Origin of the sequence: Geobacter sp. FeAm09, from assembly GCF_008330225.1 — a bacterium.
Classification (GTDB): Bacteria; Desulfobacterota; Desulfuromonadia; order Geobacterales; family Pseudopelobacteraceae; genus Oryzomonas.
Window position 1 is genome coordinate 1,171,564 of the sequence record NZ_CP042466.1, and the last position, 23,373, is coordinate 1,194,936.

The window sequence follows — 23,373 nt, forward strand, 5'->3', positions numbered from 1 at the left end:
TCATCATAAGGAGGTAGGAAATGGCTGAATATGGTGGATGGACTGGCAAGACCTTACGGGTGAATCTGACCACGGGCAGCATCTCCACGGAAGACACCCTGGCAAAATACAAGGACGTCATCGGCGGCGTGGGCCTGGGGAACAAGGTGCTGTGGAACGAGGTGCCCGCGGGCACGACAGCTTTCTCCCCCGAAAACCGGCTCGTCTTCGCCCAGGGGCCGCTGAGCGGCAGCGGCGGGCCGCTGACCGGACGCTGCAGCATCATCTCCCTCTTGCCCTACGCCATGAACGACCTGCCGGGTGCCGGGCACATGGGAGGACACTTCGGGCCGGAGATCAAGTATGCCGGCTATGATGCCATCATCATCCACGGCAAGGCGACCACGCCGGTATGGCTCCGGATCGAGAACGACAAGGTATCCCTCGAGGACGCAACCGCCATGTGGGGCAACGGCATCTACTACGCCTACGAGCAGGTCGCCCTCAAGATGGGCTCCGACGCGCATGTGGCGGCAATCGGCCAGATTGGGGAGAATCAGTTCCGCCTCTCCAACATCCTGTGCGACAAGTCCCACTCCGCCGGCGGAGGGCTGGGGGCCGTCATGGGCTCCAAGAACCTCAAGGCCATCGGCATCAAGGGCACCGGATCGGTGAAGATCGCCACCGACAAGAAATCGTGGAAGGCTCTCAACAACTACATCCTGAGCCTGCTCGGCTCCAACAACAACCACGTGGTACCGAGCACGCAACAGCCATGGGCGGAATACTACGACTCCGGCTCCCGCTGGACGTCCGCCCCGGGCATCTTCTGGGGCGCAGCCCAGCCGCCGGTGGAGACCGGCTACTGCACGGACTTCGAGTCCACCACGTCCGACTGCCCCAGCCCCAAAAACAAATTGGGCCGGCGCTGCCACAAGGGATACAAGGACTACGGGACCGTGGGGGCGAACCACACGGTCAAGATGAACGGCTGCCATCACTGCCCGATCCGCTGCCACATCTCCACGGACTTCCCCGAGCTGGAGCAGTACGGGGCGTTCCGCTACAACGAGAACACCTGCACCGGGTACCGGGCCATGTCCGACCTGATGACGAGGACGCTCTCCAGCGATGCGAACAATGCCCTGCGCTGCGACAACATGAGCACCTACGTTTCCCACGATATCGGGTTCTGGACCGACTACGGCGCCTACACCAGCACCTACACCTGGGCCAAGACCCACGTGATGACCGCGGCCGAGTGCACCTACCTGGGGCTCCCCGCATCATATGTGGGGAAAACTCCCTTCCAGAACCGTCTCCCGGCCGCGGAGCTGACCATCCTGAGCGGCAACTCCACCGGTGCCAAGCCCTACACCGCGGGTACCCCCTGGGCCAAGAGCGATGCCGGCGACCCGACGGCGATCCAGGACCTGGCGGCCCTCTTCATCGCCAAGAACAACAAGGTCCCCACCTTCACCAACGTGGTGTGCAACGGCACGTATCGCTGGGGGGAGCAGTGGCCCGAGATCGACTTCATCTCGGAACACGGCAAGTCCCTGACCCACTTCAAGTTCGGCATGGAGAAGCATCACGGCGTGGAGAGCATGGGGCAGGTAGGGTGCCTGATCAACCTGTTTTACAACCGTGACCCCATGAACCACTCCCACCAGAACCAGACCGTGGGACCGCCGGCCGCCCTGCGGGAGACGATCATGAAGGAGCTCTTTTCCTCGTCCACGTCGGTGAGCATCTTCAACGACCCGGCCGGAAGCGACGTGGGTATCGTGAACTCGGCGAATACCTCCGGCTATTCTGCCGCGACCAAGGGGAAGGCCGCCTTCGCGGCGGCGTGCCTGGTGGACGTGGAGCTCAAGAACTCCCTGATCGAGTGCGACTGGACCTTCCCCCTCTGGATGTCGCCGCTCAAGAGCAGGAGCTACCGCGGCGACGCCACGGTTTCCGCCCAGTCGTACACCGCCGTGACCGGCGAGGCCATGACGTGGCCGCAACTGCAGAAGATCGGCCTGAGGATCTTCACCCTCTTCAGGTGTCTCACGGCCCGCTACATGGACTACTACGTCAAGCAGGCCGACGCCACCAAGGCGGTCAACATGCGTACCGATCACGACGTCATGGCCCCTTGGCACTTCGAAACCGCCAACTCGCCCGTGAACGTGGCAACGGGTAACACCGACTGCTACCCGGCGTCGAACGTGGCGTTCACCGGAACCACGCAGCTGATGACCGAGGCTGACATGAACGTGGCCCGGGATTACATCTACGACATGTTCGGCTGGGACAAGACCACCGGCATGCCGACCTCGGCGACCCTGACGAGCCTTGGCCTCGACTACATCAAGGACGACGCGGCCGTGGCAAAGCTGATCGTGGCGTAGCAAAAACGGGGAAGCCCCGGCGGGCTTGGGGCTTCCCCGCTGCAACGCGGCACTGCCGCGCGTTGCCATGTTTCCTGTTCATCCGCAGCGCTTTTCCCCGTCCGGTGCCGTGCCGGGCGCGGGGGCGGCGCATACCGCACATCAACCGTTTGGAGGATAGAACCATGCAGGAAGAAGAAGCGACAGCCGAGCCGACTGAGAGCGACCGCGCCACCGAGGCGGAGGAGCGGGCCGTGGCATGCGGGGGGGATGAAACCGGGAAAATGAATGTGGAGTTCCTGAACGATGCGGCCCTTGCCGCGGAGTTGCGGGAGAAAACCGAGGAGATCAAAACCAGGATTGCTGAGATGGTGCGGGCTCATTCACAGCACGCCGCCCTGACCCTGGACGAGGACATCGTCGCCCTCGACGATTACTTGCGCTACGGCAGAATAGAACTTGGCGCCGTTCTGGCCGAGATGGCCACCGATGAACGCTACCAGGACATCAAGGCCATAACGACCGCCACGGGGCTGGTGTTCGTTTACTCTGACACCCACGTGGAAGCGGACGCGGCCGCCGCCAAAAGCGTGGTGGAAGAAGCAAAATACATGCTGGCGGGCGCCATCAGAAACGACTCGTGCAACCATGCCAGGCTTACGCCTGCCGGCGACATCCACGCCATGGCGCCCGATACGGACCCCGCGGTCATCGACATCATTCTGCAAGGTCTTCCGACGGAGCCGCGCTATGCCGACATCAAGACGGTCACGGCGGCCAACGGTGAGGTGTTTTACCACTCGAACCGCCATCTGGCGGACAATTATGCCGCCACGTTGCTGCTCTCCATGGCCGGAGACAACTGCGCAACCATTGCAGAAGCGGTGCGGGAGGAATCCCGGGTCTACCAGAGAACGACCAATACCTGCACCTTTCTCAACCACAGCCTGTACGGCATCCCCTACGGTGACCTGGAGAACGCCCTTGCCGCTACGCTGCAGAGCCCGGCGTACTCGGATATCAAAAGAATGGCCCATCCGGCCACGGGGGGCGTTCATCTCTATTGCGACCGTTACCTCGACGAGGAGCGGGCATGGGCCATCATGGATTGGGATGAGGTGGGGCGGGACAACAATCCCTGAGGCCCGGGCGATATCGGGGGAGAACAGGTATGACGATACGCTTCGGCCTATTTCGTGGTGTACCGGTGGTTGCCCTGACGTTCTGCCTCCTGCTGACTGTCGCTTGCGGAACCGGGGGCCAGGGGGCGTCCTCGACGGAAGCCACACCAGCCACAACAACGACCCCGGAGGCGCCTGCTGCGCCCGCGTCTCCGGCAACGGCGCCGGACGATACCACCGCCGCGGAAGTCCTGAACCCGGACGACCTGGCCCGGCTCCTGGCGACCGGTTCATGCCCCGGCTGCGCCCTCCGCGGGGCGGACCTCCCGCTCCATGACCTGGTAGATGCTGATCTGACTGGGGCTGAGCTGGCGGGGGCCAACCTGTCCGGGGCGAATCTGGCCGGCGCCTACCTGGGCGGGGTGGACCTGACCGGAGCGAACCTGACCGGCGCCAATCTCTCCGGGGCGTTTCTGGAACACGGGAACCTGGCCGGGGCGAATCTGACCCAAGCCGATCTGACCGGGGCCGATCTGACGACCTGGGTCGATCTCAGCGGAGCGATCCTGAGTGGGGCCGACCTATCCGGAGCCGACCTCTCCGCCGGTACGAAGTACCTCTCCTACGCCAATCTGACCGGGGCGGTGCTCGATTCCACACTGTTGAACGGCACGATCTGGATAGACGGCAGGGTGTGCGCCGAGGGCTCCATCGAGGTGTGCCGATAAGGCGGAAGAGGGGAGGTTGGCGGTGCCACTCCGAGTTGACACGAAGAACCACGGCGAAAAATCGCTGCGAAAGGAAAAAACGATGGCAAAGGCAAAAGTGGGCGACAAGGTTCGGGTGCACTACAAGGGAACGCTGGATGACGGTCTCATCTTCGATTACACGGGGGAGTTCGGGCATGTCATCTGCGCGCCCATGGAACTCGTCATCGGCCGGGAGGGGGAGGACGACCTGCCGCCCAAGTTCCACGAGGCGCTCATCGGCATGGAGCCGGGAGAACGGGTGACGGTCAGGATCCCGTGCGAAGACGCCTATGGCGAGCATTCCGAGGAGAAGGTATTCGAGATGCCGCGCAGCGAGTTGGCCCCGGAAGAGGAGATGTGCGAGGATTGGCGCTACCCCAACAACAAAACCATACCTCCCTTTGACCCGAGAAAGGGTGAGCGGCTGGAAATTTGCCTGCCGGACGGAACCTACATACCGGCCATCCTGACCAAGATCACTGAAAGCACGTACACCCTGGACGCCAACCACCCCTGGGCCGGCAAGGACCTTACCTACGACATCAAACTGGTGGAGATCGTCTGACGGGGCGGGCCAAGTGCCGCAGACCCCGGGCATCATCCGGAACGGGCCGGATATTCCAACGAGGTGGCCATCATGGACAATACGACTCAATGCACCGTTACAGTCTACGATCACCGCTGCAACGCCAGGGCAAACTCGGAGCGCTCGGTTGCCGTGGAGAGCGCGCTTGTAATCGGCGTGAACGCAGCAACGGACTACACCATCATGCGGACGCCCGGCCATGACCGGGAGTTGGCCGCCGGTTTCCTTCTGACGGAAGGCATCATCGACGACGTGCATGAAATCCTGATGCTCAGGCAATGCCCGGAAACGCCCCACGCCATCGCGGTGCAGACGTCGAACGCCTCCGCCGCTCCGGCAAGCCGGAACCTGGTGGTGAATTCGTCATGCGGGCTGTGCGGCAGGGCGGACATGGATGCGCTGCTGGAAACGCTCGGCCAGGCGGGGCATGGCCTCAGGGTTCCCTATTCGGTCATCTACGATATTCCCAAGCGGGTCATGCCGGCCCAGTCCCTGTTCAAGGCCGCCGGCGCCACACACGCGGCTGCGCTGTTCGACGCGGCCGGCGACATATTCGTGGTCCGGGAGGACGTGGGGCGCCACAACGCCATGGACAAGGTGATCGGTGCGGCGCTCCTGCGGGGCAAGCCGACCGCGGACATGGGGGTTTTCCTTTCGGGCCGGGTGAGCCTGGAACTGGTGGTGAAAGCGGCCCGCAGCGGCATATCCGTCATGGTGTCGGTCAGCGCGCCGACCGATGTGGCGGTGACGATGGCGAACAGGCTGGGCATCACCCTGACCTGTTTTGCGCGCGAGACCGGTTTTACGGTGTATGCGCACCCCGAGCGGATCGCCTTTGCCGGGGCCGCCGGAGAGGCGCCCGCCGCTTATGCCTACGGGTAAGCCCCCCGCCACGCCGGTCCGTGTCGTTCGTCCCGGTTTCGACTGTCAAAGAGGAGTTCTGGTGTGATCAGCATCGAGGAAGCACAAACGTCCATATTGAGCGGCGCCGCCCCGCTGGGGCTGGAGGAGGTCCCCCTGCTCCAGGGGCTGAACCGGGTGACGCCGGCGGACCACATTGCGCCGTGGGACATCCCGTTGACGGACAATTCGGCCATGGACGGATATGCCTTCTCCTCGGCCCGGTTTTCCGGCCGGCCGTTGCAGGTTACCGGTTTTCTGCCGGCCGGAGGGAGCCGTGCCATCCCGCTCCCCCCGGGGGAGGCGATCAGGATCATGACCGGCGCCCCGATCCCACCGGGCTGCGACACGGTCGTGCCGTTCGAGGATGCGGCCGTGCACGGCGACCTGATCAGTCTGTCCCCCGGGATCAAAAAAGGCGCCCATGTGCGCAGGCGGGGGGAGGACATCCGCTGCGGCGACGTGGTCATCTCCGCCGGTTCCTGCCTTAGACCCCAGGAACTGGGCATGCTGGCGGCCATGGGAACCACCGTGGTGACGGTGTACCGGAAAGCGCGGGTCGCCATTCTCGCCACGGGCGACGAACTCATGGAGCCGGGCGCCACCCCGCTTCCGGGAAGGGTCGTCAACAGCAACAGCTACACCCTCGCCGCGCTGGTGGGCGAGGCGGGCGGGGAGGCGACCATGCTCGGCATCGCCCCCGATCTCCCGGGGGAGACCTGCGCGAAGATCAGGGCCGGCCTGCGTGCCGCCGACATGGTGCTCACGACCGGCGGCGCCTCGGTAGGCGACCACGACTTCGTCAAGGCGGCAATCGAAAGGCTGGGGGGAACCATCACGTTTTGGAAGGTCAACGTGAAACCGGGCAAGCCTTTGGCCTTTGCAACGCTGGAGGGGAAGCCGGTTTTTGCCCTGCCGGGGAACCCGGCCGCCGCCATGGTCTCCTTTGAGCTGTTTGTCCGGCCGTATCTCCTCAAGGCCATGGGGCACCAACGAATCTTCCGGCCGAAGGCCCGGGCGGTCATGCAGGAACCGGTGGCCAACGACTGCGGACGGCCGCACCTGGTCAGGGGGATTGTGGCGCGACACAACAGCGGCTACGTCGTGTCCACCACCGGCAATCAAAGCTCCGGCCGGCTCTCGTCCCTGACCCGGGGAAACGCCCTGATCCACCTGGCTCCGGAATCGTCGTATTCCGCCGGCGACACGGTGGAGGTCCTGCTCCTGGACCAGAGGTTCGAGATGGGGGAAACCGTGGAGCACGCCGCCGCCCTGTCCCCACGGCCACGCGGAATTTTTGCTGCCGTGCGTTGAGACGCCGCCGGCCCGGGAACAAAACGAAGAGTTGAAGGAGTGCCGATCGTGACCAAACTAACCCCCTGCTGTTTCTGCAACGTGGATGAGTCCGAGGCCGTGCTGTCCAATGACCACGCAATCGCCATAGCGGACGGTTTTCCCATCACGCCCGGCCATTGCCTGATCGTCCCCCGGCGGCATATCTCCTCATTCTTCGAGGCAACCCCGGAGGAGCAGCGGGCGCTGTTCGACCTGCTGGCCGAAGTGCGGCAGCTCCTGCTCCGTCCACAGCCCCTCTCTACCCCCGGCGGCCCGGTGGCGGTTTCGCCCCCCGACGGCTTCAACATCGGCGTCAACGACGGCCCGGCGGCCGGCCAGACCGTCATGCACCTGCATATCCACCTGATCCCCCGCTATCTGGGGGATACGGAAGACCCGCGCGGCGGCGTGCGCTGGATCATGCCGGTCAAGGCCCCCTATTGGAAAAAGATGAACGGCACGGGGAGTCAGGCCGGCGAGCGGGCGGCTTTGCTTGCGGTGGCGTTGTGAGGATGCGGCGGGGGGCTTTATGGAACTGAAAGACGACGTACTGGCGGCCTGCAAAGGCATCGTTGCCGCCAAGGTGCGAAATGCCAGGGAACTGAGGCTGGCACGGCTGGAGAAGGCCGTCGGGGAATCGGTGCACATACTCGACACGTGCAACGAACTCACCCGCAACAGCGATTATAGCTACCGCTGCGCCCCTATCGACGGCGGATATGAAGTCACCTACTCCGGAGAGAGCATAAGCGGCACCATACGGATCGTGGACAGCGACCGCGACACCCACGAGACAAAGCCCAAGGATGGGAACGTGCTGCTGTCCGTGCTGTGCAGGGCGCACTCGTGTCAGACGCGCTCCTTTTACAACGGGGCGATCCCCGAGAAGGACATCATAGGGTTTATCAGGTACGCGACGCGGGGCCCGACGCTCAACGACCGTTTGCGCAGGATGGCCGGACGTTATCAGGGCGATTTTTAGGGCCCGCGGCGAGACAGGCCGACGGCGGGACCGCCGGAGAAAATGCAACGGAACGGGCAGGCACGGCCTGCACAAACCACAAGGACGGGACAATGCCCCAGAACCAGGCAGCATCGAAAGAAACCGCCCCTGCCGCACAGAGCGCGGCCGATCATTTCAGCGGGGCCGTCGAACATCATCGGGCCGGCCGCCTGGACGAGGCCGAAAGGCTCTATCGCCAGGCCCTGTCCCTGGATGCCGGCCATGCCGACAGCCTCAACATGCTCGGCATCATCGCCCACCAAAGGGGCGACCTGGACGGCGCCATCGGGATGATCGGCCAAGCGATCTCCCTGAACGGGGAAACGGCCGAATTTCATTCCAATCTCGGCATCGTCCTCAGCCACCAGGGGCGGCTCGAAGAAGCCGTCGCCAGCTACGAACGTGCCCTCGCCATGAAACCTGAGTACCCGGAGGCGCTGTACAACCTGGGCAATGCCCTGGTGGGCCAGGGGCGGCTCGGCGAGGCCGTTGCCGCCTACGAGCGGGCCATCGCCGTCCGGCCCGAGTTTCCCCAAGCCCTCTCCAACCTGGGGAACGCACTCCAGAGTCAGGGCAGGCTGGGCGAGGCCATTGTCAGCTACGAACAGGCGCTGGCCATCTGGCCGAACTTCCCGGAGGCCCTCTCCAACCTGGGCAACGCCCTCATGGACAACGGGAGCTTCGAGGAGGCGGCCGTGCACTACCAGCATGCCATCGCCATCCGGCCGGACTACCCGGAGGCCTCCTGCAACCTGGGCATCGCCTTGCTCACGCAAGGTGAGACGGAGCAGGCGCTGCTCATGGCCCTGTATGCGCTGAGGATCGAGGAGGGCCCTGCCAGCCGTCTGCTGTTCTGCGACTGCCTTAAGGCTGCCGGCCCGGAGCTGTACCGCTCCGGCCAGCTCGAACTGGTCTACGGCCTGGCCGTGCGTGCCGTCACCGAAGCCTGGGTCCGGCCGAAGGACCTGGCGTGCCCCTGCCTGTCCCTGGCGCTGGCGCGGAACGAGGCGCTGCAACGCCTCATGTCCCGGGCGCTCGAGGTGTGGCCCGGGCGCTTTGCCGCTGCCGTGGAACCGGAGACCTGGGCAGCGCTCGCCGGCGACCCCCTGCTGCTCTGCCTGCTGAAAGCCACGGCGATCCCGCAGGCGGAGTGCGAACGGCTCCTGGCCTGCCTGCGCTCCGCCATGCTGGCGGCGGTCGAAGCGGCGCCAGCCGGGGAGGGGGACCTTGTGGCCTGCTTCAGCGCCCTGGCCCAGCACTGCTTCATCACCGAATACGTGTTCGCGCTGCCCCCCGAGGAAAACGAACGGGCCGGGCGCCTGCGGGACGAGGTGGCGGCGGCGCTGGCGGCGGAAAGGGAGGTTGCCCCGCTGGCGCTTATGGCCGTTGCCGCCTATTTCCCGCTGCACACCCTTCCCCGGGCCGGGACGCTTTTGTGCGGCGAGTGGCCTGCCGAGGTCCGTGAGGTGCTCCGGCAGCAGATCGAAGAGCCCGGAGAAGAGGCGCGCCTGCGGGACGCCATCCCCCGGCTGACGCCGATAGAAGAACCCCTCTCCGCGGCGGTGCGGGCGCAGTACGAGCAGAACCCCTATCCGCGCTGGGTCCGGGAACCGGCATCTTCGGAGATGTCCTCCCTGGACGCCTGCCTGCACCGGGAGTTCCCCCTGGCCCCCTTCGACAACCAGGAGCAGAACGGGGAGATGTACATCCTCGTTGCCGGCTGCGGCACGGGGCAGCACCCGATCCAGACGGCCCGCCGTTTTCCCCGGTCGCGGATCCTGGCCATCGACCTGAGCCTCTCGAGCCTGGCCTATGCGGCGCGGAAGAGCCGGGAAGCGGGCATAACGAACATCGAATACGCCCAGGCGGACATGATGCACCTGGGAGATCTCGGGCGGAGCTTCGACGTGATCGAGGCGGTGGGGAGCCTGATGTGCCTGGAATCCCCCCTTGACGGCTGGAAGCTCCTGCTTTCGCTGCTGCGCCCCGGCGGTTTCATGCGCATCGGGCTGTACAGCGAACTGGCGCGTGAGTGCGTGGTGGCCGCCCGGGGGCATATCGCTGCCCAGGGTTACCAGGGTTCTCAGGCGGAGGACATCCGCCGCTGCCGGCAGGAGATCATGGCGCAGGGAGCGGACGGCCCCCTGGCGCGCCTTCTGTCGCTGGGCGACTTCTATACCACGAGCGAATGCCGCGACCTCCTGTTCCACGTACAGGAAGCGCGGCACACGATCCCGCAGATCAAGGAGAACCTGATGGAGCTTGGGCTCACCTTCATCGGCTTTTCCCTTGAGCCCGGGGTGGTAAGGAAGTACCGGTCCCGTTTCCCTGAAGACTACTCCCGGACGAGCCTGGACTTCTGGGATCTGTTCGAGCACGAACACCCCGAAGTCTTTACCGGGCTGTACCAGTTCTGGGTCCAGAAAAACCGCTGAAAGGCGGCACGTGAGGAGGTTTTATATGTTCGGATTTGGCGTACCCGAGATGGTGATCCTTCTTGCCATAGTCCTGGTGGTTTTCGGTGCGGGAAAACTGCCGGAAGTGGCGGGAGCCATGGGGAAAAGCATTCTCAATTTCAAGAAAGCGGCACAGGGCGCGGACGAAAGGGTGATTGACGCCCCCGCCGCGGCACCCGTCCGCAACGGGAACGAGGCGGCGGTGGAAATAGATCTCGCCGCCCCCCGGAAGGACGAGGCCTGAACGCTCCATGGTTCGTGCCGTGCGGCGACGGTGCACGCGGCTTGAACGGTGCATTCGCATGGCGGGGAGGTTCGGGGCTTTGCGCGCCGGGCTGCCGCCATGTACCGGAAACACCGCTGGGACAGGTTGTTCCCCGACGGTGCCATGAACGCCCCGCGGCGTTTCGCCTCCCTCTCGACGCGGGGCGTTCACCCACAACTCAAACAGTCAGCCCATGGCCGGCCGCGTGCCGGCCCATGCCGCAGCCTCCCCGGAGAGGCGCAAGGAACAAGCGATGAAACAGGATAGGAAGACGAAGACAGTGGCACCCGCAGCGCGAGCCATGGAGGCCTTCCCCCGCATGCCCGCCGCACGGCGCGCCCAGGTAGCTGCACCATGCGCCTGATCGACTCCCAGGGGAGAAACATAAACTACATGCGCCTGGCGGTGACCGACCGCTGCAACCTGCGCTGCGTGTATTGCATGCCCAAGGCCGGCATCGCCAAAAAAGGGCACGACGCGATCCTCTCCTACGAGGAGCTGCTGTTCGTCGCGGAGACCGCCGTCGGCCTGGGCATCGAGAAAATCCGCATCACCGGCGGCGAACCGCTGGTGAGGGCCGGCATCGTCCCGTTCCTCGACCGTCTGGCCGAGATCCCGGGACTGCGGCACCTGGTCCTGACGACCAACGGCCTCGCCTTGGAGGATATGGCCGGCGACCTCTACCGGAGCGGCGTCCAGCGCCTGAACGTCAGCCTCGACTCCCTCGATGGGAAAACCTTTGCCGGGATCACCCGTGGCGGTGATCTGAAAAAGGTGCTTTCCGGGCTCGATGCCGCCGAGCAGGCCGGTTTTCCGCCCCCCAAAATCAACATGGTCGTCATGCGCGGGGTGAACGATGCCGAAATACCCGATTTCGTGGAAATGGCCAGGACCCGCGGCACCACCATCCGTTTCATAGAGTACATGCCGGTGGGGTGGGAGGACGGCTGGCAACGCTACTGCGTTCCCGGCAGCGAAATCCTGGAGCGGATCAGAGCCCGGTACACCCTGGTGGAAGTGCACAAGGGGCCATCCGCCGGGCCCTCGCGGGACTTCCGCATCCCGGGGTCGCGGGGCGCCGTCGGCATCATCACCGCCGTATCGGAACACTTCTGCAACGCCTGCAACCGGATCCGGGTCACTTCCACCGGCCAGGCCCGGGGATGCCTCTTTGCCGGCGAGGCCGCCGACCTGGTCCCCTGGCTGCGCCCCGCCGACCGCTCCGGCCTGGCAGGGGCGCTTTCGGAAATCGTTTCCCGCAAACCGGTTCGCCACAGAATTTCGGCGCCGGGGCATTCCCACGAACGCTTTACCATGTCCCAGATCGGAGGCTGAAATGGCGCACATCCTCGCCGTCTGCATCAGCAAAAACAAGGGGGAGCGCAAGAAACCGGTCCCCGTGGCGGAACTGCGCGAAGACCACGGCATGGTCGGCGATGCCCATGCCGGCGAGTGGCATCGCCAAGTGAGCCTTTTGGCCAGGGAAAGCATCGACAAGATGCGCCGGCTGGGGCTGGAGGTGGATGCCGGGGATTTTGCCGAAAATATCACCACCACCGGTATCGATCTGGTTTCGCTGCCCATCGGCACGCGCCTCAAGGTCGGCCCGGCCCTTTTGGAGGTGACCCAGATCGGCAAGGAGTGCCACAACCGCTGTGCCATCTTTTACCAGGCCGGCGATTGCGTCATGCCCAAAGAGGGGATCTTCGCCAAGGTTATCGATGCGGGGCTGGTCTGCCCGGAGGATGAGATACGGATCGTCCCGCCACGAGCCGTCTGAACCGGGGTGCCGCCGGCCGCCGCCTCGCGGTGCGCTCGGCCGGAATCCGGCGTATGCGGGATACCACGTGCACCTGCCTTTATTGGCACATACCGGATGTTAGGGACAACTTCGCCCATGGCCGACACCTTCCACATCATTGAAAAGGCCCTGCAGCAGGCGATCACGCTCAACCGGTCCGAAGCCGGGGAAGCGTGCCGTTCCCTCCGGCAGGCACCGCCCAGCCGCCCGGAGGCCAACTACAACCTCGGCATTATGGCGATCGGGGTCGGCGAACCGGATGGCACGCTCCTGTTTCTGCAAAACACCCTGGAAGCCAACCCGACGTACCGTTACCACTGGCTCTCCTATGCCGAGGCGCTGCTGGCCGCCGGCAGGGTGCAGGACGCCGAATTGGCCCTGGAACTGGGCATGCGGCATGGCCTCTCGGGAGCGGCGGCCGAGGCGCTCATGGCGAGGATCGCCGACGAGCGCCGGACCAGCGCCGCGCCGCCGCGGCATCTCCGGCAACGGCGCGGCACGAACTCCCGGCACCCGGAGCCCGCGGGAGCGAAGAAAGCCAAACATACCGAAAGCGAAGCGTCCAGGCTTTTCGGACAGGCCGTCGCGCACCACCAGCGCGGCCGCCTGGCCGAGGCCGAAAGGCTCTATCGCCAGGCCCTGTCCCTGGATGCCGGCCATGCCGACAGCCTCAACATGCTCGGCATCATCGCCCACCAGCGAGGCTACCTGGAAGTGGCCATCGAGATGATCGGCAAGGCAATCTCCCTGAACGAGGAAGTGGCCGAATTCCATTTCAATCTTGGCATGCTCCTCAGCCACCAGGGACGACTCGAAGAAGCCGTGGTCCGTTACGAACATGCCCTCGCCATGAAACCTGAGTACCCGGAGGCGCTGTACAACCTGGGCAACGCCCTGGTGGGCCTGGGGCGGCTGGGCGAGGCCGTTGCCGCCTACGAACATGCCATCGCCGTCCGGCCAGAGTTCCCCGAGGCCCTCTCCAGTCTGGGCAACGCCCTTCAGGGCCAGGGCAGGCTGGGCGAGGCCATTGTCAGCTACGAACAGGCACTGGCGATCTGGCCGAACTTCCCCGAGGCCCTCTCCAGCCTGGGCAACGCCCTCATGGACAACGGGAGCTTCGACGGGGCCGCCGTGTGCTACCAGCAGGCCCTCGCCATCAGGCCGGACAACCCGGAAGCGCCATGCCGGCTCGGCAGCGCATTGTGCGCCCAGGACAAGATCGAGCAGGCAATGAAAGCGGCCCTGTATGCGCTGAGGATCGAGGAGGGCCCTGCCAGCCGTCTGCTGTTCTGCGACTGCCTTAAGGCTGCCGGCCCGGAGCTGTACCGCTCCGGCCAGCTCGAACTGGTCTACGGCCTGGCCGTGCGTGCCGTCACCGAAGCCTGGGTCCGGCCGAAGGACCTGGCGTGCCCCTGCCTGTCCCTGGCGCTGGCGCGGAACGAGGCGCTGCAACGCCTCATGTCCCGGGCGCTCGAGGTGTGGCCCGGGCGCTTTGCCGCTGCCGTGGAACCGGAGACCTGGGCAGCGCTCGCCGGCGACCCCCTGCTGCTCTGCCTGCTGAAAGCCACGGCGATCCCGCAGGCGGAGTGCGAACGGCTCCTGGCCTGCCTGCGCTCCGCCATGCTGGCGGCGGTCGAAGCGGCGCCAGCCGGGGAGGGGGACCTTGTGGCCTGCTTCAGCGCCCTGGCCCAGCACTGCTTCATCACCGAATACGTGTTCGCGCTGCCCCCCGAGGAAAACGAACGGGCCGGGCGCCTGCGGGACGAGGTGGCGGCGGCGCTGGCGGCGGAAAGGGAGGTTGCCCCGCTGGCGCTTATGGCCGTTGCCGCCTATTTCCCGCTGCACACCCTTCCCCGGGCCGGGACGCTTTTGTGCGGCGAGTGGCCTGCCGAGGTCCGTGAGGTGCTCCGGCAGCAGATCGAAGAGCCCGGAGAAGAGGCGCGCCTGCGGGACGCCATCCCCCGGCTGACGCCGATAGAAGAACCCCTCTCCGCGGCGGTGCGGGCGCAGTACGAGCAGAACCCCTATCCGCGCTGGGTCCGGGAACCGGCATCTTCGGAGATGTCCTCCCTGGACGCCTGCCTGCACCGGGAGTTCCCCCTGGCCCCCTTCGACAACCAGGAGCAGAACGGGGAGATGTACATCCTCGTTGCCGGCTGCGGCACGGGGCAGCACCCGATCCAGACGGCCCGCCGTTTTCCCCGGTCGCGGATCCTGGCCATCGACCTGAGCCTCTCGAGCCTGGCCTATGCGGCGCGGAAGAGCCGGGAAGCGGGCATAACGAACATCGAATACGCCCAGGCGGACATGATGCACCTGGGAGATCTCGGGCGGAGCTTCGACGTGATCGAGGCGGTGGGGAGCCTGATGTGCCTGGAATCCCCCCTTGACGGCTGGAAGCTCCTGCTTTCGCTGCTGCGCCCCGGCGGTTTCATGCGCATCGGGCTGTACAGCGAACTGGCGCGTGAGTGCGTGGTGGCCGCCCGGGGGCATATCGCTGCCCAGGGTTACCAGGGTTCTCAGGCGGAGGACATCCGCCGCTGCCGGCAGGAGATCATGGCGCAGGGAGCGGACGGCCCCCTGGCGCGCCTTCTGTCGCTGGGCGACTTCTATACCACGAGCGAATGCCGCGACCTCCTGTTCCACGTACAGGAAGCGCGGCACACGATCCCGCAGATCAAGGAGAACCTGATGGAGCTTGGGCTCACCTTCATCGGCTTTTCCCTTGAGCCCGGGGTGGTAAGGAAGTACCGGTCCCGTTTCCCTGAAGACTACTCCCGGACGAGCCTGGACTTCTGGGATCTGTTCGAGCACGAACACCCCGAAGTCTTTACCGGGCTGTACCAGTTCTGGGTCCAGAAAAACCGCTGAAAGGTATGGTGCGTCCGGGGGGCGGCACTCCGGGGCCGCAGGAGGGGGGCAACTGGCAGCAGCGCTGCAAATACGGAGGAAAGCGAGGGTATCTATGAACAACGACGATTGACCCGGAGAAGCGCACAACCGCCATAAGACGGCGTACTGGTTCATACCGATAACGGATTAAGGAGGATGCGATGAAAGCAGCAACGATAGGGAACAGTCTCATCATCATGCTCGGCTCTGCCTCCGGCTCACTGGCGGCAGGCGGCGCCAGGGAGGACGGCAGCGGCATCTGCGTCTGGATCTTTCTGGGATTCTGCGCCTTGATAGTTTTTGCCCAGCTCATGCCCGTGGTGCAGTTGCTGGTGGGGTTCGCCATGGGGGTCGGCGGAGCGGCCGGCCAGAATACAGGGGTAAGCGGACGTAGCGGCAACGGCGCCAAGGGGCGGGCAGGCATGCTGCCGCTGGCTGGCCGGGACGACGCTGCCGGCAAGAAAAGGAGAGCTTGATGGCCGTGCGTATCATGATGGTGTGCCTTGCCGCACTGGTGCTCCCCGTCGTTGCTCCGGCAGCGGCGGCGCCTTCGGACAATGACCGCTGCCTCACCTGCCACGGGAGCATGGATATCGTGAAGAACAAAGGTGGAGGCCGGCTTTATGTGGAGCCGGGCACGTTCTCCTCCACCGCCCATGCCCTGGTCGGGTGTGCTTCATGCCATGATTCGGTGACGGCCGGGCATCCCCAGGACGGTGCCGTCCCTGTCAAAGCCGGCTGTGGGGAATGCCATGCCCCGGTCCAGGCCGAATATGCCAAAAGCCTCCACGGCGGCAGGGCAACCTGCAACGACTGCCACAACCCCCATGAAGCACGGCCTGCTCTGGCGGTTTCCGGCAAATATATCAACAGCAAATGTGCCAAATGCCACGATATGGGCAAAACAGTCAAAAATCATGCGAAATGGCTCCCCCAGGCGGACCTGCATATCGATGCCATCCCCTGCATCACCTGCCATACCGGCTCAAAGAACTATGTCATCACCATGTTCATTGAAATCAAGCAGCCGGTGCCGCCCGGCGACTTCAAAACGGCAGAATACCCAGAACTCGCGGCGTTGCGCCCCATCGGCGGCACTCTCAGCCGACTGGTGGACAAAAACGGCGACGGCTTCATCTCCCTGGCCGAACTGCGGGAGTTCAACCGCGAGGCGCGCGGCAAGGGGATGCGACTCTGGGGGATGATGACCCCCGAAACGGTCACCCATACCTACCAGATCCTGGGCAACCGCTGGGACTGCTCCTTCTGCCACGCCTCGGGACCCAAGGCGATGCAGACCAGCTACGTGGCCTTCCCGGACAAAAACGGCGGCATCACCCGTCTGGCGGTGGAAAAGGGGGCCATCCTGGACATCCTGTACGGGACGCCCGATTTCTACATGCTCGGGGCCACCAGAAGCAGCGCCCTCAACATCGTCGGCGCGCTGATCATCGCCGGGGGCATGATGATGCCGGTCGGCCACGGTACCCTGCGCTTCCTCACCAGAAAAAACCGGAAGGAGCACTGAGCCATGAAACATACGGAACAGGTCTACCTCACCCCCATGCCGGTCAGGATCTGGCACTGGCTGAACGCCTTCGGCATCGTGACCCTCTGCGTCACCGCCCTGCAGATCAGGTTCCCCGAATACGTGAACATCTTCGGCACCTACAAGGCGGCCATCAGGCTCCACAACACCGCCGGCGTCGTGGTCTCCATCTCCTACGCCCTCTGGCTCGTCTACTACATGTTCGTGGCCGGCACCCTGCTCAAGCTCTACGTCCCGACCCTGGAGGACATCAAGCACGGGCTCTTCCGCCAGGCGTTCTTCTACTTCTTCTACTATTTCCTGGGGCGGCCCAACCCGCACCACAGCACCCCGGACTGCAAGTTCAACCCGATGCAGAAGGCCGCCTACCTGATGATCATGCTGGTGCTTTTGCCGCTGGTGATCCTTTCGGGGGTGATCCTGATGTACATCACCCCGCTGCGTGAGATCTTCATGGTGATCGGCGGGATCAAGACGCTGGTGAGCGCCCACTTCCTGATCGCCTGCTGTTTCTGCGCCTTCCTCTTCGTGCACATCTACCTGGCGACCCTGGGTCACACCCCCTTCGCCCACTTCAAACCGATGTGGGACGGCTGGGAGGAAGAGGAGGTCGAGGACGAAACGGAACCGGCAACCCTGGCCGCGGCCGAAGCCGGGCCGACAACGCCGGCCGCCGCCGGCGAACCATCATCTCCAGGAGGACCCCATGCGTGGTAACCGTATCGCAGCCATAATCCCTGCCGTGCTGCTCTGCAGCGTGATGGCCCATGCCGTGGAGGTCCGGGATGTCACCTTCACGACGAACAATGCCGGCAAGGTACTCTTCAGCCACAGGAAGCACATCCAGCAGAAACAGACGGCCAACAACTGCAAGGCCTGTCACGACACCCTCTACCCGTTCAAGAAAAAGGCCAGCTACACCATGGCCGACATGGAGAAGGGGAAATCGTGCGGGGCCTGCCATGACGGCAAAGGCGCCTTTGCCCTGAAGGAGTGCGCCCGCTGCCACCAGGTGAAGGAGATCGCCTTTGCGGTGAAGGAGACCGGCACCACCCGGTTCAGCCACCAGAAGCACCTGGCCGCCAACCCTGATTGCACCGCGTGCCACCCGGCCCTGTTCGCGGCGGGCCACAACAAGCGGAGCACCATGGCGGAGATGAGGCAGGGGAGGTCGTGCGGGGCCTGTCATAACGGCAAGCGGGCCTTCGGCATCAGCGCCTGCACCCGCTGCCACCCGGTGAAGGAGGTTGCCTTTGCAGTGAAGCAGACCGGTACCACCCGGTTCAGCCACCGCAAACATCTGGCCGCCAACCCGGCCTGCACCGCGTGCCACCCGGCCCTGTTCTCGGCGGGCCACAACAAGCGGAGCACCATGGCAGAGATGAAACTGGGGAAATCATGCGGGGGGTGCCATAACGGCAAGCGGGCCTTCGGCATCGCCGCCTGCACCCGCTGCCATCCGGTGAAGGAGATCGCCTTTGCGGTGAAGCAGACCGGCACCACCCGGTTCAGTCATACCCGGCATATCGCCAACTATTCGTGCGGCGAGTGTCATACCCGGCTCTATCCGGTCAAGGGGCGGCATACCCCCGTCACCATGGCACGGATGGAGAAGGGCGCGTCCTGCGGCGCCTGCCATAACGGTACCGATGCCTTCTCCCTGAAGGGGTGTACCTCCTGCCATCCCGTCAAGGAGGCCGCCTTCGAGGTCAAGGATGCCGGCAACGTCGCTTTCAGCCACAAAAAACACCTGGAGATGTATACCTGCGGCGACTGCCACCCGGCGCTGTACGCACCCGCCAGGAGCACCCGCCGGGTTGGCATGAAGGAGATGGAGGCCGGCCGGTCGTGCGGCGCCTGCCATGACGCCAAGAGTGCCTTCAGCGTAAAAGACAAATGCGACGCCTGCCATAAGATGTAACCGTCCGCGGTTGCCCGCGGACGGCAGATGGCTGTTCCGGCCGTTTCGTCCCGGCCAGGCGGGGGGTGAAACGGCCGGAACAGCCGATCGCACTGGTGTGCCCGTAGCCGGGCCGCCGCATCGCTACGCCGAAAAGAGGTTATATGGAGGTTCTCAACCATCGTCAAGCTGGTCCCCACACGGCATGCGGGGATACGTCCGGCGCTCGTGCACCATTCGGCGCCGGCACCGGCGAAACGGGCAGGGAAAGACGACACAACAACTCGGGCGGGCCGCCGGAAGAGGGGCTCAATGGCGTGCCGCTGCCGGCCTCGGACCGGCTGGCCTGCGACAGCCGTTACCGGAACATCATCATGCTGCTGGATGCCATGTGCGAGCAGCGGGCCCGGCAGCCGAACGCGGACCTTGGGGCGGATTTCGAACGGCTGTGGCTTACCACGGTAAAGCAGACCTGCGACGAGGAAGCGTATATGTGGATGGTGGGCTTTCCCGAGCAGGCCCAGCACAGCATCCATCACCAGTTCCTCTGCACCAAAACCGCCGAGGTGCACTACCGCTTTATCAAAGGTCACGGGGGCCAGCCCGACGATCTGGCCCATATCCGCCTGCTCTGGCTGGAACACATACAGGAGCATGACCGGGCTTTCGAAGCGTTCCTGGTATCTTAGGCATGAACGGCGCCCAATGGGCATGGTGTCGGCTGCCGTTTGCCGGGGGCTTTTGCGGAAGCCCCCCTTTACCTTGCCGAACAACGGAAAGGGGCACCGGCGGACCGGTCCGCTTTCAAAGGGGGCAAGCGTCATCTGCGGGGCACTATGTATAACCGTGTCGAACAATGGACAAGGATCAACAAAAACCATCTTCAGTATGCGGGTTCATCCACCCTCGCCTATAGCGGGGTGATGCAGAACGCCATCGGTATCGCCTGGCGCGTGGCCAAGGCGGACTCTTCGGTGCTCATCACCGGCGAGAGCGGCGTCGGCAAGGAACTCATGGCCCACTTCGTCCATGACCAATCCGCCCGGGCGGACCAGCCGTTTGTGGCCGTCAACTGCGGCGCGCTCACGGAGTCGCTGCTGGAGAGCGAACTCTTCGGCCACGCCAAGGGCTCCTTCACCGGTGCGGGCAAGGACCGTCCGGGGTTGTTCGAGGCCGCAGCCGGCGGGACCCTGTTTCTGGACGAGATCGGCGAAGTGTCGTCCGCCATGCAGGTCAAGCTGTTGCGCGCTCTTCAGGAGCGGGAGGTCCGGCGGGTGGGAGAGAACAATTCCCGCACCGTGGATGTGCGGATCGTGGCCGCCACGAACCGCAACCTGGCGGGGGAGATCGCCGCAGGGCGGTTCCGGCAGGATCTGTACTACCGTTTGCGGGTGGTGGAGTTGCAGATCCCGCCCCTGCGGGAACGCCAGGAGGATATCCTGCCCCTGGCGCGTTTTTTTCTCAAAAAGATGGTGGGTGACCGGGAAAACCCCATAACCGGTTTCACCCAGGATGCCGCGGACCTGATGGTGCGCTACGATTGGCCGGGAAACGTACGGGAGTTGCAGAACGCCGTGGAGTACGCGGTCACCATGTGTCAGGAAAGCCGGATCGACTACAGCGACCTGCCGGGAGAGTTGCGCGCCATGTTCCTGAAGCCGCCCGCGATAACGGGCGATATCCGTCCCCTGGACGAGATCGAGCGCGACTATATCCTGGGGGTCCTGCACGCCGTTGCCGGCAACAAGTCCGTGGCGGCAAAGAAATTGAATATCGGCATAGCCACCCTTTATCGCAAGATCAGGAAGCACAAGCTGCTTGTCGATACCAGGCAGGCATAGGCGCAAGGGGGCTGCCGGCCTGGGCGCCGGGCAGGGCAGGGGAGCATGGCTTCGCCAGGGCGGGGCTTCACGTGGAGGAAACACCGATTTCGGGATTCCGGGCCAGCGTTATGCTGGGGGAGGGTTCATGGAGATGCATGAAGAGGCGCGAAAAAGGATTGTCGAACTTATCGCAACGGGCGATGAGGTGCTTGCAACCAGGCGGAGCCCCGGTACACCAGCCATCGGTGATTTTCTCATCGATCCGCAATCGGCCTATCAATGGGCTACGGACGTCCAGAACCTGCTGGTGAATCTCTTCGGCCTGGAGAGCTACTACTATAGGACCTTTTCCTATCTCATCGACAGGCATCTGACGTTTTCGCCGGCGTGCCGCGCCCTTGACCTCCTCATAGCCGCGAAAGAGGCGTACGAAAGCAACGGCGCCTGCGCTGACCCGCCGGCTTTTTCAAGCTGACCGGCAGGGCAGGGGTATTCCTTCCCCGTTTTCCGGGTGGCATAACGAACGAGGACCTGGGCGATCAGACCCAGGTCCTCGTTGTCTTTTTGGGGGAGCGGGGGCAGGCCTTGAAGGGAGCATGGTGGCGGCTTGGATTGTGTCCGCTGGCCGGATGCACAGAAACTGCAAACCTACTGAGGGGAGTAGGGAACATACCGGTTTACGAAGACGGGCTTTCGCTCGGACGTTGCCGTGGCAAGTATTCCCTTCAGCAGGGGGCTGCGGCACAGGGAACGGGCAAACCTTTTTACCGGTGCCTCACATTCGATCCACAAGCCAAATGCCACGATCACGATTCCGCACAACGTAATGGGTTCCATGATATCCCTCCTGGATTTTTCGCCTACAGTTGCCGAAAGACGCCAATCACCTTGCCGACGATGGTAACTTCGCCATCCTCCGGGCGAACGATGATCGGCTCCATGTCCGGGTTTTCCGGTTGCAGCCGGATGTGGCCGGACTCCCGAAAGAACCGCTTGACAGTCGCGTCGCCATCGACCATGGCGACCACGATCTCCCGGTTGCCGGCATCCTTTTGCGGGCGTACCAGGACAAGGTCGCCGTCAAAGATGCCGGCGGTAATCATCGACTCGCCGCTGACCCGCAAAAAGAAACAGCCCTCTCCCCTGACCGCCACCTGATCGACTGAAAAGTATCCCTGTATATCCTCGATAGCCGTGGAGAGTTGTCCTGCCCGAACGGTGCCAACGATAGGCAGGGACACGTTTCTGCCATGGGGCGCCGTCAGGGTGATCCCCCGGTTCACGTTTTCCCGTTTGATATAACCTTTGCGCTCCAACGCATCCAGGTGCCTCATGACGGGCAGTGTGCCGGACACGTTCAGGTGCCTGGCGATATCCCGCTGGCTGGGCGGGAAGCCTTTGCTGTCGGAATAGGACACGATGAACTGGAACACCTGGCGTTGGCGTTGCGTCAGTTCTTTCGGTGATTGTGCCGCATACGTAGTCATATGACTACGTATAGCGAATTCGGCCGGTACTGTCAAGAATAGAAATACCGGTTCGCGAGTGCTGCGATAAAAGAATGGAAGTGCGCGACAACCGATTCCGGTGAAGTGCTGGCTGTCAAGGCACAGGACACGTGAAAACGAAAGGGGCCGCTGACTGCGCTCCTTTCACCGGACTGCACATATGTGTGTTCTTCTTTGCTAATCAGGACGGAGGTTCCCCGGAGAGCTCATGGCCTTCCGGGCACGACGTTCGCAAGAGTGGGCTTTGGGATGGAAGATGTGTTTGGCGGCACTATCGGGAGAGGGGTTTGTGTTGGCGCAGGGACATGTTATCCCGCCGCGGCAGGGCCGATCACATTTAGTCACGTATATGGTAATGGGAATATTGCAACGGTGTGTGTTTGCATGGACATACGATAAACGCCGGGATGAATATGGTAGACTTCACCGGGGAGATGTATGCGCGGTTTGCGTGCCATGCTGGTCATGATAGATTGATTTTGAGAGTTGTCAGCTTGGGCGACCCGGGGAGGGGCTTACTGGGGCTTTCACCCGGCGGCAAAATTGCATGGCCTACCGGCAAACACCGGGAGGACACCATGGAACCACTGGACAGGGAGACGGCGGCAAAGCTGTTCAACCACTACCGCAAACAACGAGACGGCATCAGGAACAGTCCAGAGATGGCCTCCGTCTGCCTCATTTGCGGCTCCATCCACATCAGCCCCCATCCGGGCGACGGCCGCATGCTGGTCTGCCGCAACTGCGGTTTCGCCTTTTACCGCTATCCCTGTCCGGCATGCGGCGCCACCATCGACGGGCGCGACCCGCGCAACCCCGGCTGCCGCGAGTGCGGGGAACGGATCTGCACCTGCGGGGCCTGCGACTGCCCAACCAACGCCCCCCCCCTGAGGAAAAAAGCGGCAGACCCGCCTCCCTTTTCCCCGCTTGTCCCCGCCGACCGGCGCACCTCGCCCCGTGCCCGCCTCCAGGCAATTAAACGCTGAACATATTTGTCCGCCACCCGATAAGGGACGGTAACTATCACCAAGGCCGGAAAACTTTTTCCGGTATTTCTTCTGGTTCCAGATGGTCCCATTAAGGCAAAACCACCCGAAGACAGAGTACAGGTATTCAAAACTCGATTGA

At 63.9% G+C, this 23,373-nt stretch carries 20 protein-coding genes and 2 pseudogenes; 21 read left to right on the forward strand and 1 reads right to left on the reverse strand.

Features of this window, described 5'->3' with window-relative positions; genetic code table 11:
- The first annotated feature begins 20 nt into the window (after positions 1–20).
- The 20 genes and pseudogenes from FO488_RS05430 (at position 21) to FO488_RS05525 (ending at position 21,212) form a co-directional block, all read left to right on the forward strand.
- Positions 21–2,378 (forward strand): aldehyde ferredoxin oxidoreductase N-terminal domain-containing protein, encoded by a 2,358-nt coding sequence (locus FO488_RS05430; protein ID WP_149209616.1) that lies wholly within the window; start codon positions 21–23, stop codon positions 2,376–2,378.
- A 164-nt stretch (positions 2,379–2,542) separates the two neighbouring features.
- Positions 2,543–3,499: a hypothetical protein gene (locus FO488_RS05435; RefSeq protein WP_149209617.1), complete on the forward strand. Its 957-nt coding sequence runs from the start codon at positions 2,543–2,545 to the stop codon at positions 3,497–3,499.
- Positions 3,500–3,528: 29 nt separating this feature from the next.
- On the forward strand, positions 3,529–4,206 hold the full coding sequence (locus FO488_RS05440; protein WP_149209618.1) for a pentapeptide repeat-containing protein: 678 nt from the start codon (positions 3,529–3,531) through the stop codon (positions 4,204–4,206).
- 82 nt (positions 4,207–4,288) lie between these two features.
- Positions 4,289–4,792, forward strand: a complete 504-nt coding sequence (locus FO488_RS05445) for a peptidylprolyl isomerase (RefSeq protein WP_149209619.1) — start codon at positions 4,289–4,291, stop codon at positions 4,790–4,792.
- Between the two features lie 72 nt (positions 4,793–4,864).
- The gene (fdhD, locus tag FO488_RS05450; RefSeq protein WP_149209620.1) at positions 4,865–5,695 is read left to right on the forward strand and encodes a formate dehydrogenase accessory sulfurtransferase FdhD; all 831 of its coding nucleotides are present in this window, start codon (positions 4,865–4,867) and stop codon (positions 5,693–5,695) included.
- Between the two features lie 63 nt (positions 5,696–5,758).
- A complete protein-coding gene (glp, locus tag FO488_RS05455; RefSeq protein WP_149209621.1) occupies positions 5,759–7,027 on the forward strand; it encodes a gephyrin-like molybdotransferase Glp in 1,269 nt (422 codons plus the stop codon).
- A 48-nt stretch (positions 7,028–7,075) separates the two neighbouring features.
- On the forward strand, positions 7,076–7,558 hold the full coding sequence (locus tag FO488_RS05460; protein ID WP_205743362.1) for an HIT family protein: 483 nt from the start codon (positions 7,076–7,078) through the stop codon (positions 7,556–7,558).
- Between the two features lie 19 nt (positions 7,559–7,577).
- Positions 7,578–8,030 (forward strand): hypothetical protein, encoded by a 453-nt coding sequence (locus FO488_RS05465; RefSeq protein ID WP_149209623.1) that lies wholly within the window; start codon positions 7,578–7,580, stop codon positions 8,028–8,030.
- Positions 8,031–8,122: 92 nt separating this feature from the next.
- Positions 8,123–10,486, forward strand: coding sequence for a class I SAM-dependent methyltransferase (locus FO488_RS05470; RefSeq protein ID WP_149209624.1), 2,364 nt, complete (start codon positions 8,123–8,125; stop codon positions 10,484–10,486).
- Between the two features lie 25 nt (positions 10,487–10,511).
- Positions 10,512–10,655: pseudogene (locus FO488_RS19875) on the forward strand (twin-arginine translocase TatA/TatE family subunit); the annotation flags it as partial.
- A gap of 471 nt (positions 10,656–11,126) precedes the next feature.
- Complete coding sequence (moaA, locus tag FO488_RS05480; protein WP_149209626.1) at positions 11,127–12,107, forward strand: GTP 3',8-cyclase MoaA; 981 nt, start codon at positions 11,127–11,129, stop codon at positions 12,105–12,107.
- A gap of 1 nt (position 12,108) precedes the next feature.
- Positions 12,109–12,552: an MOSC domain-containing protein gene (locus FO488_RS05485; RefSeq protein WP_149209627.1), complete on the forward strand. Its 444-nt coding sequence runs from the start codon at positions 12,109–12,111 to the stop codon at positions 12,550–12,552.
- A gap of 117 nt (positions 12,553–12,669) precedes the next feature.
- The gene (locus FO488_RS05490; protein WP_168205909.1) at positions 12,670–15,444 is read left to right on the forward strand and encodes a class I SAM-dependent methyltransferase; all 2,775 of its coding nucleotides are present in this window, start codon (positions 12,670–12,672) and stop codon (positions 15,442–15,444) included.
- 182 nt (positions 15,445–15,626) lie between these two features.
- Positions 15,627–15,941 carry a hypothetical protein gene (locus FO488_RS20395; RefSeq protein ID WP_304598770.1) on the forward strand — a complete coding sequence of 105 codons (315 nt, stop codon included), beginning with the start codon at positions 15,627–15,629 and terminating at the stop codon, positions 15,939–15,941.
- Complete coding sequence (locus FO488_RS05500) at positions 15,941–16,993, forward strand: cytochrome C (protein WP_149209629.1); 1,053 nt, start codon at positions 15,941–15,943, stop codon at positions 16,991–16,993. Before FO488_RS20395 ends, FO488_RS05500 begins: the two co-directional genes overlap by 1 nt.
- Positions 16,994–16,996: 3 nt before the next feature.
- On the forward strand, positions 16,997–17,731 hold the full coding sequence (locus FO488_RS05505) for a cytochrome b/b6 domain-containing protein (protein WP_149209630.1): 735 nt from the start codon (positions 16,997–16,999) through the stop codon (positions 17,729–17,731).
- Entirely contained in the window at positions 17,721–18,935 is a 1,215-nt protein-coding gene (locus tag FO488_RS05510) for a cytochrome c3 family protein (RefSeq protein WP_168205910.1), read from the forward strand. The genes FO488_RS05505 and FO488_RS05510 overlap by 11 nt, the downstream gene beginning before the upstream one ends.
- A 143-nt stretch (positions 18,936–19,078) precedes the next feature.
- Positions 19,079–19,603, forward strand: coding sequence for a hypothetical protein (locus tag FO488_RS05515; protein WP_149209631.1), 525 nt, complete (start codon positions 19,079–19,081; stop codon positions 19,601–19,603).
- Between the two features lie 219 nt (positions 19,604–19,822).
- A pseudogene (locus FO488_RS05520) lies at positions 19,823–20,755 on the forward strand (sigma-54 interaction domain-containing protein); the annotation flags it as partial.
- Between the two features lie 127 nt (positions 20,756–20,882).
- A complete protein-coding gene (locus FO488_RS05525; RefSeq protein WP_149209633.1) occupies positions 20,883–21,212 on the forward strand; it encodes a hypothetical protein in 330 nt (109 codons plus the stop codon).
- A gap of 385 nt (positions 21,213–21,597) precedes the next feature.
- Here the strand turns inward: FO488_RS05525 and lexA are convergent, their stop codons facing one another.
- Complete coding sequence (gene lexA, locus FO488_RS05530; RefSeq protein ID WP_149209634.1) at positions 21,598–22,224, reverse strand: transcriptional repressor LexA; 627 nt, start codon at positions 22,222–22,224, stop codon at positions 21,598–21,600.
- 599 nt (positions 22,225–22,823) lie between these two features.
- On the opposite strand from lexA, the gene FO488_RS05535 reads away from it, so the two are divergent.
- The gene (locus FO488_RS05535) at positions 22,824–23,231 is read left to right on the forward strand and encodes a hypothetical protein (RefSeq protein ID WP_240732188.1); all 408 of its coding nucleotides are present in this window, start codon (positions 22,824–22,826) and stop codon (positions 23,229–23,231) included.
- Positions 23,232–23,373: the final 142 nt, after the last annotated feature.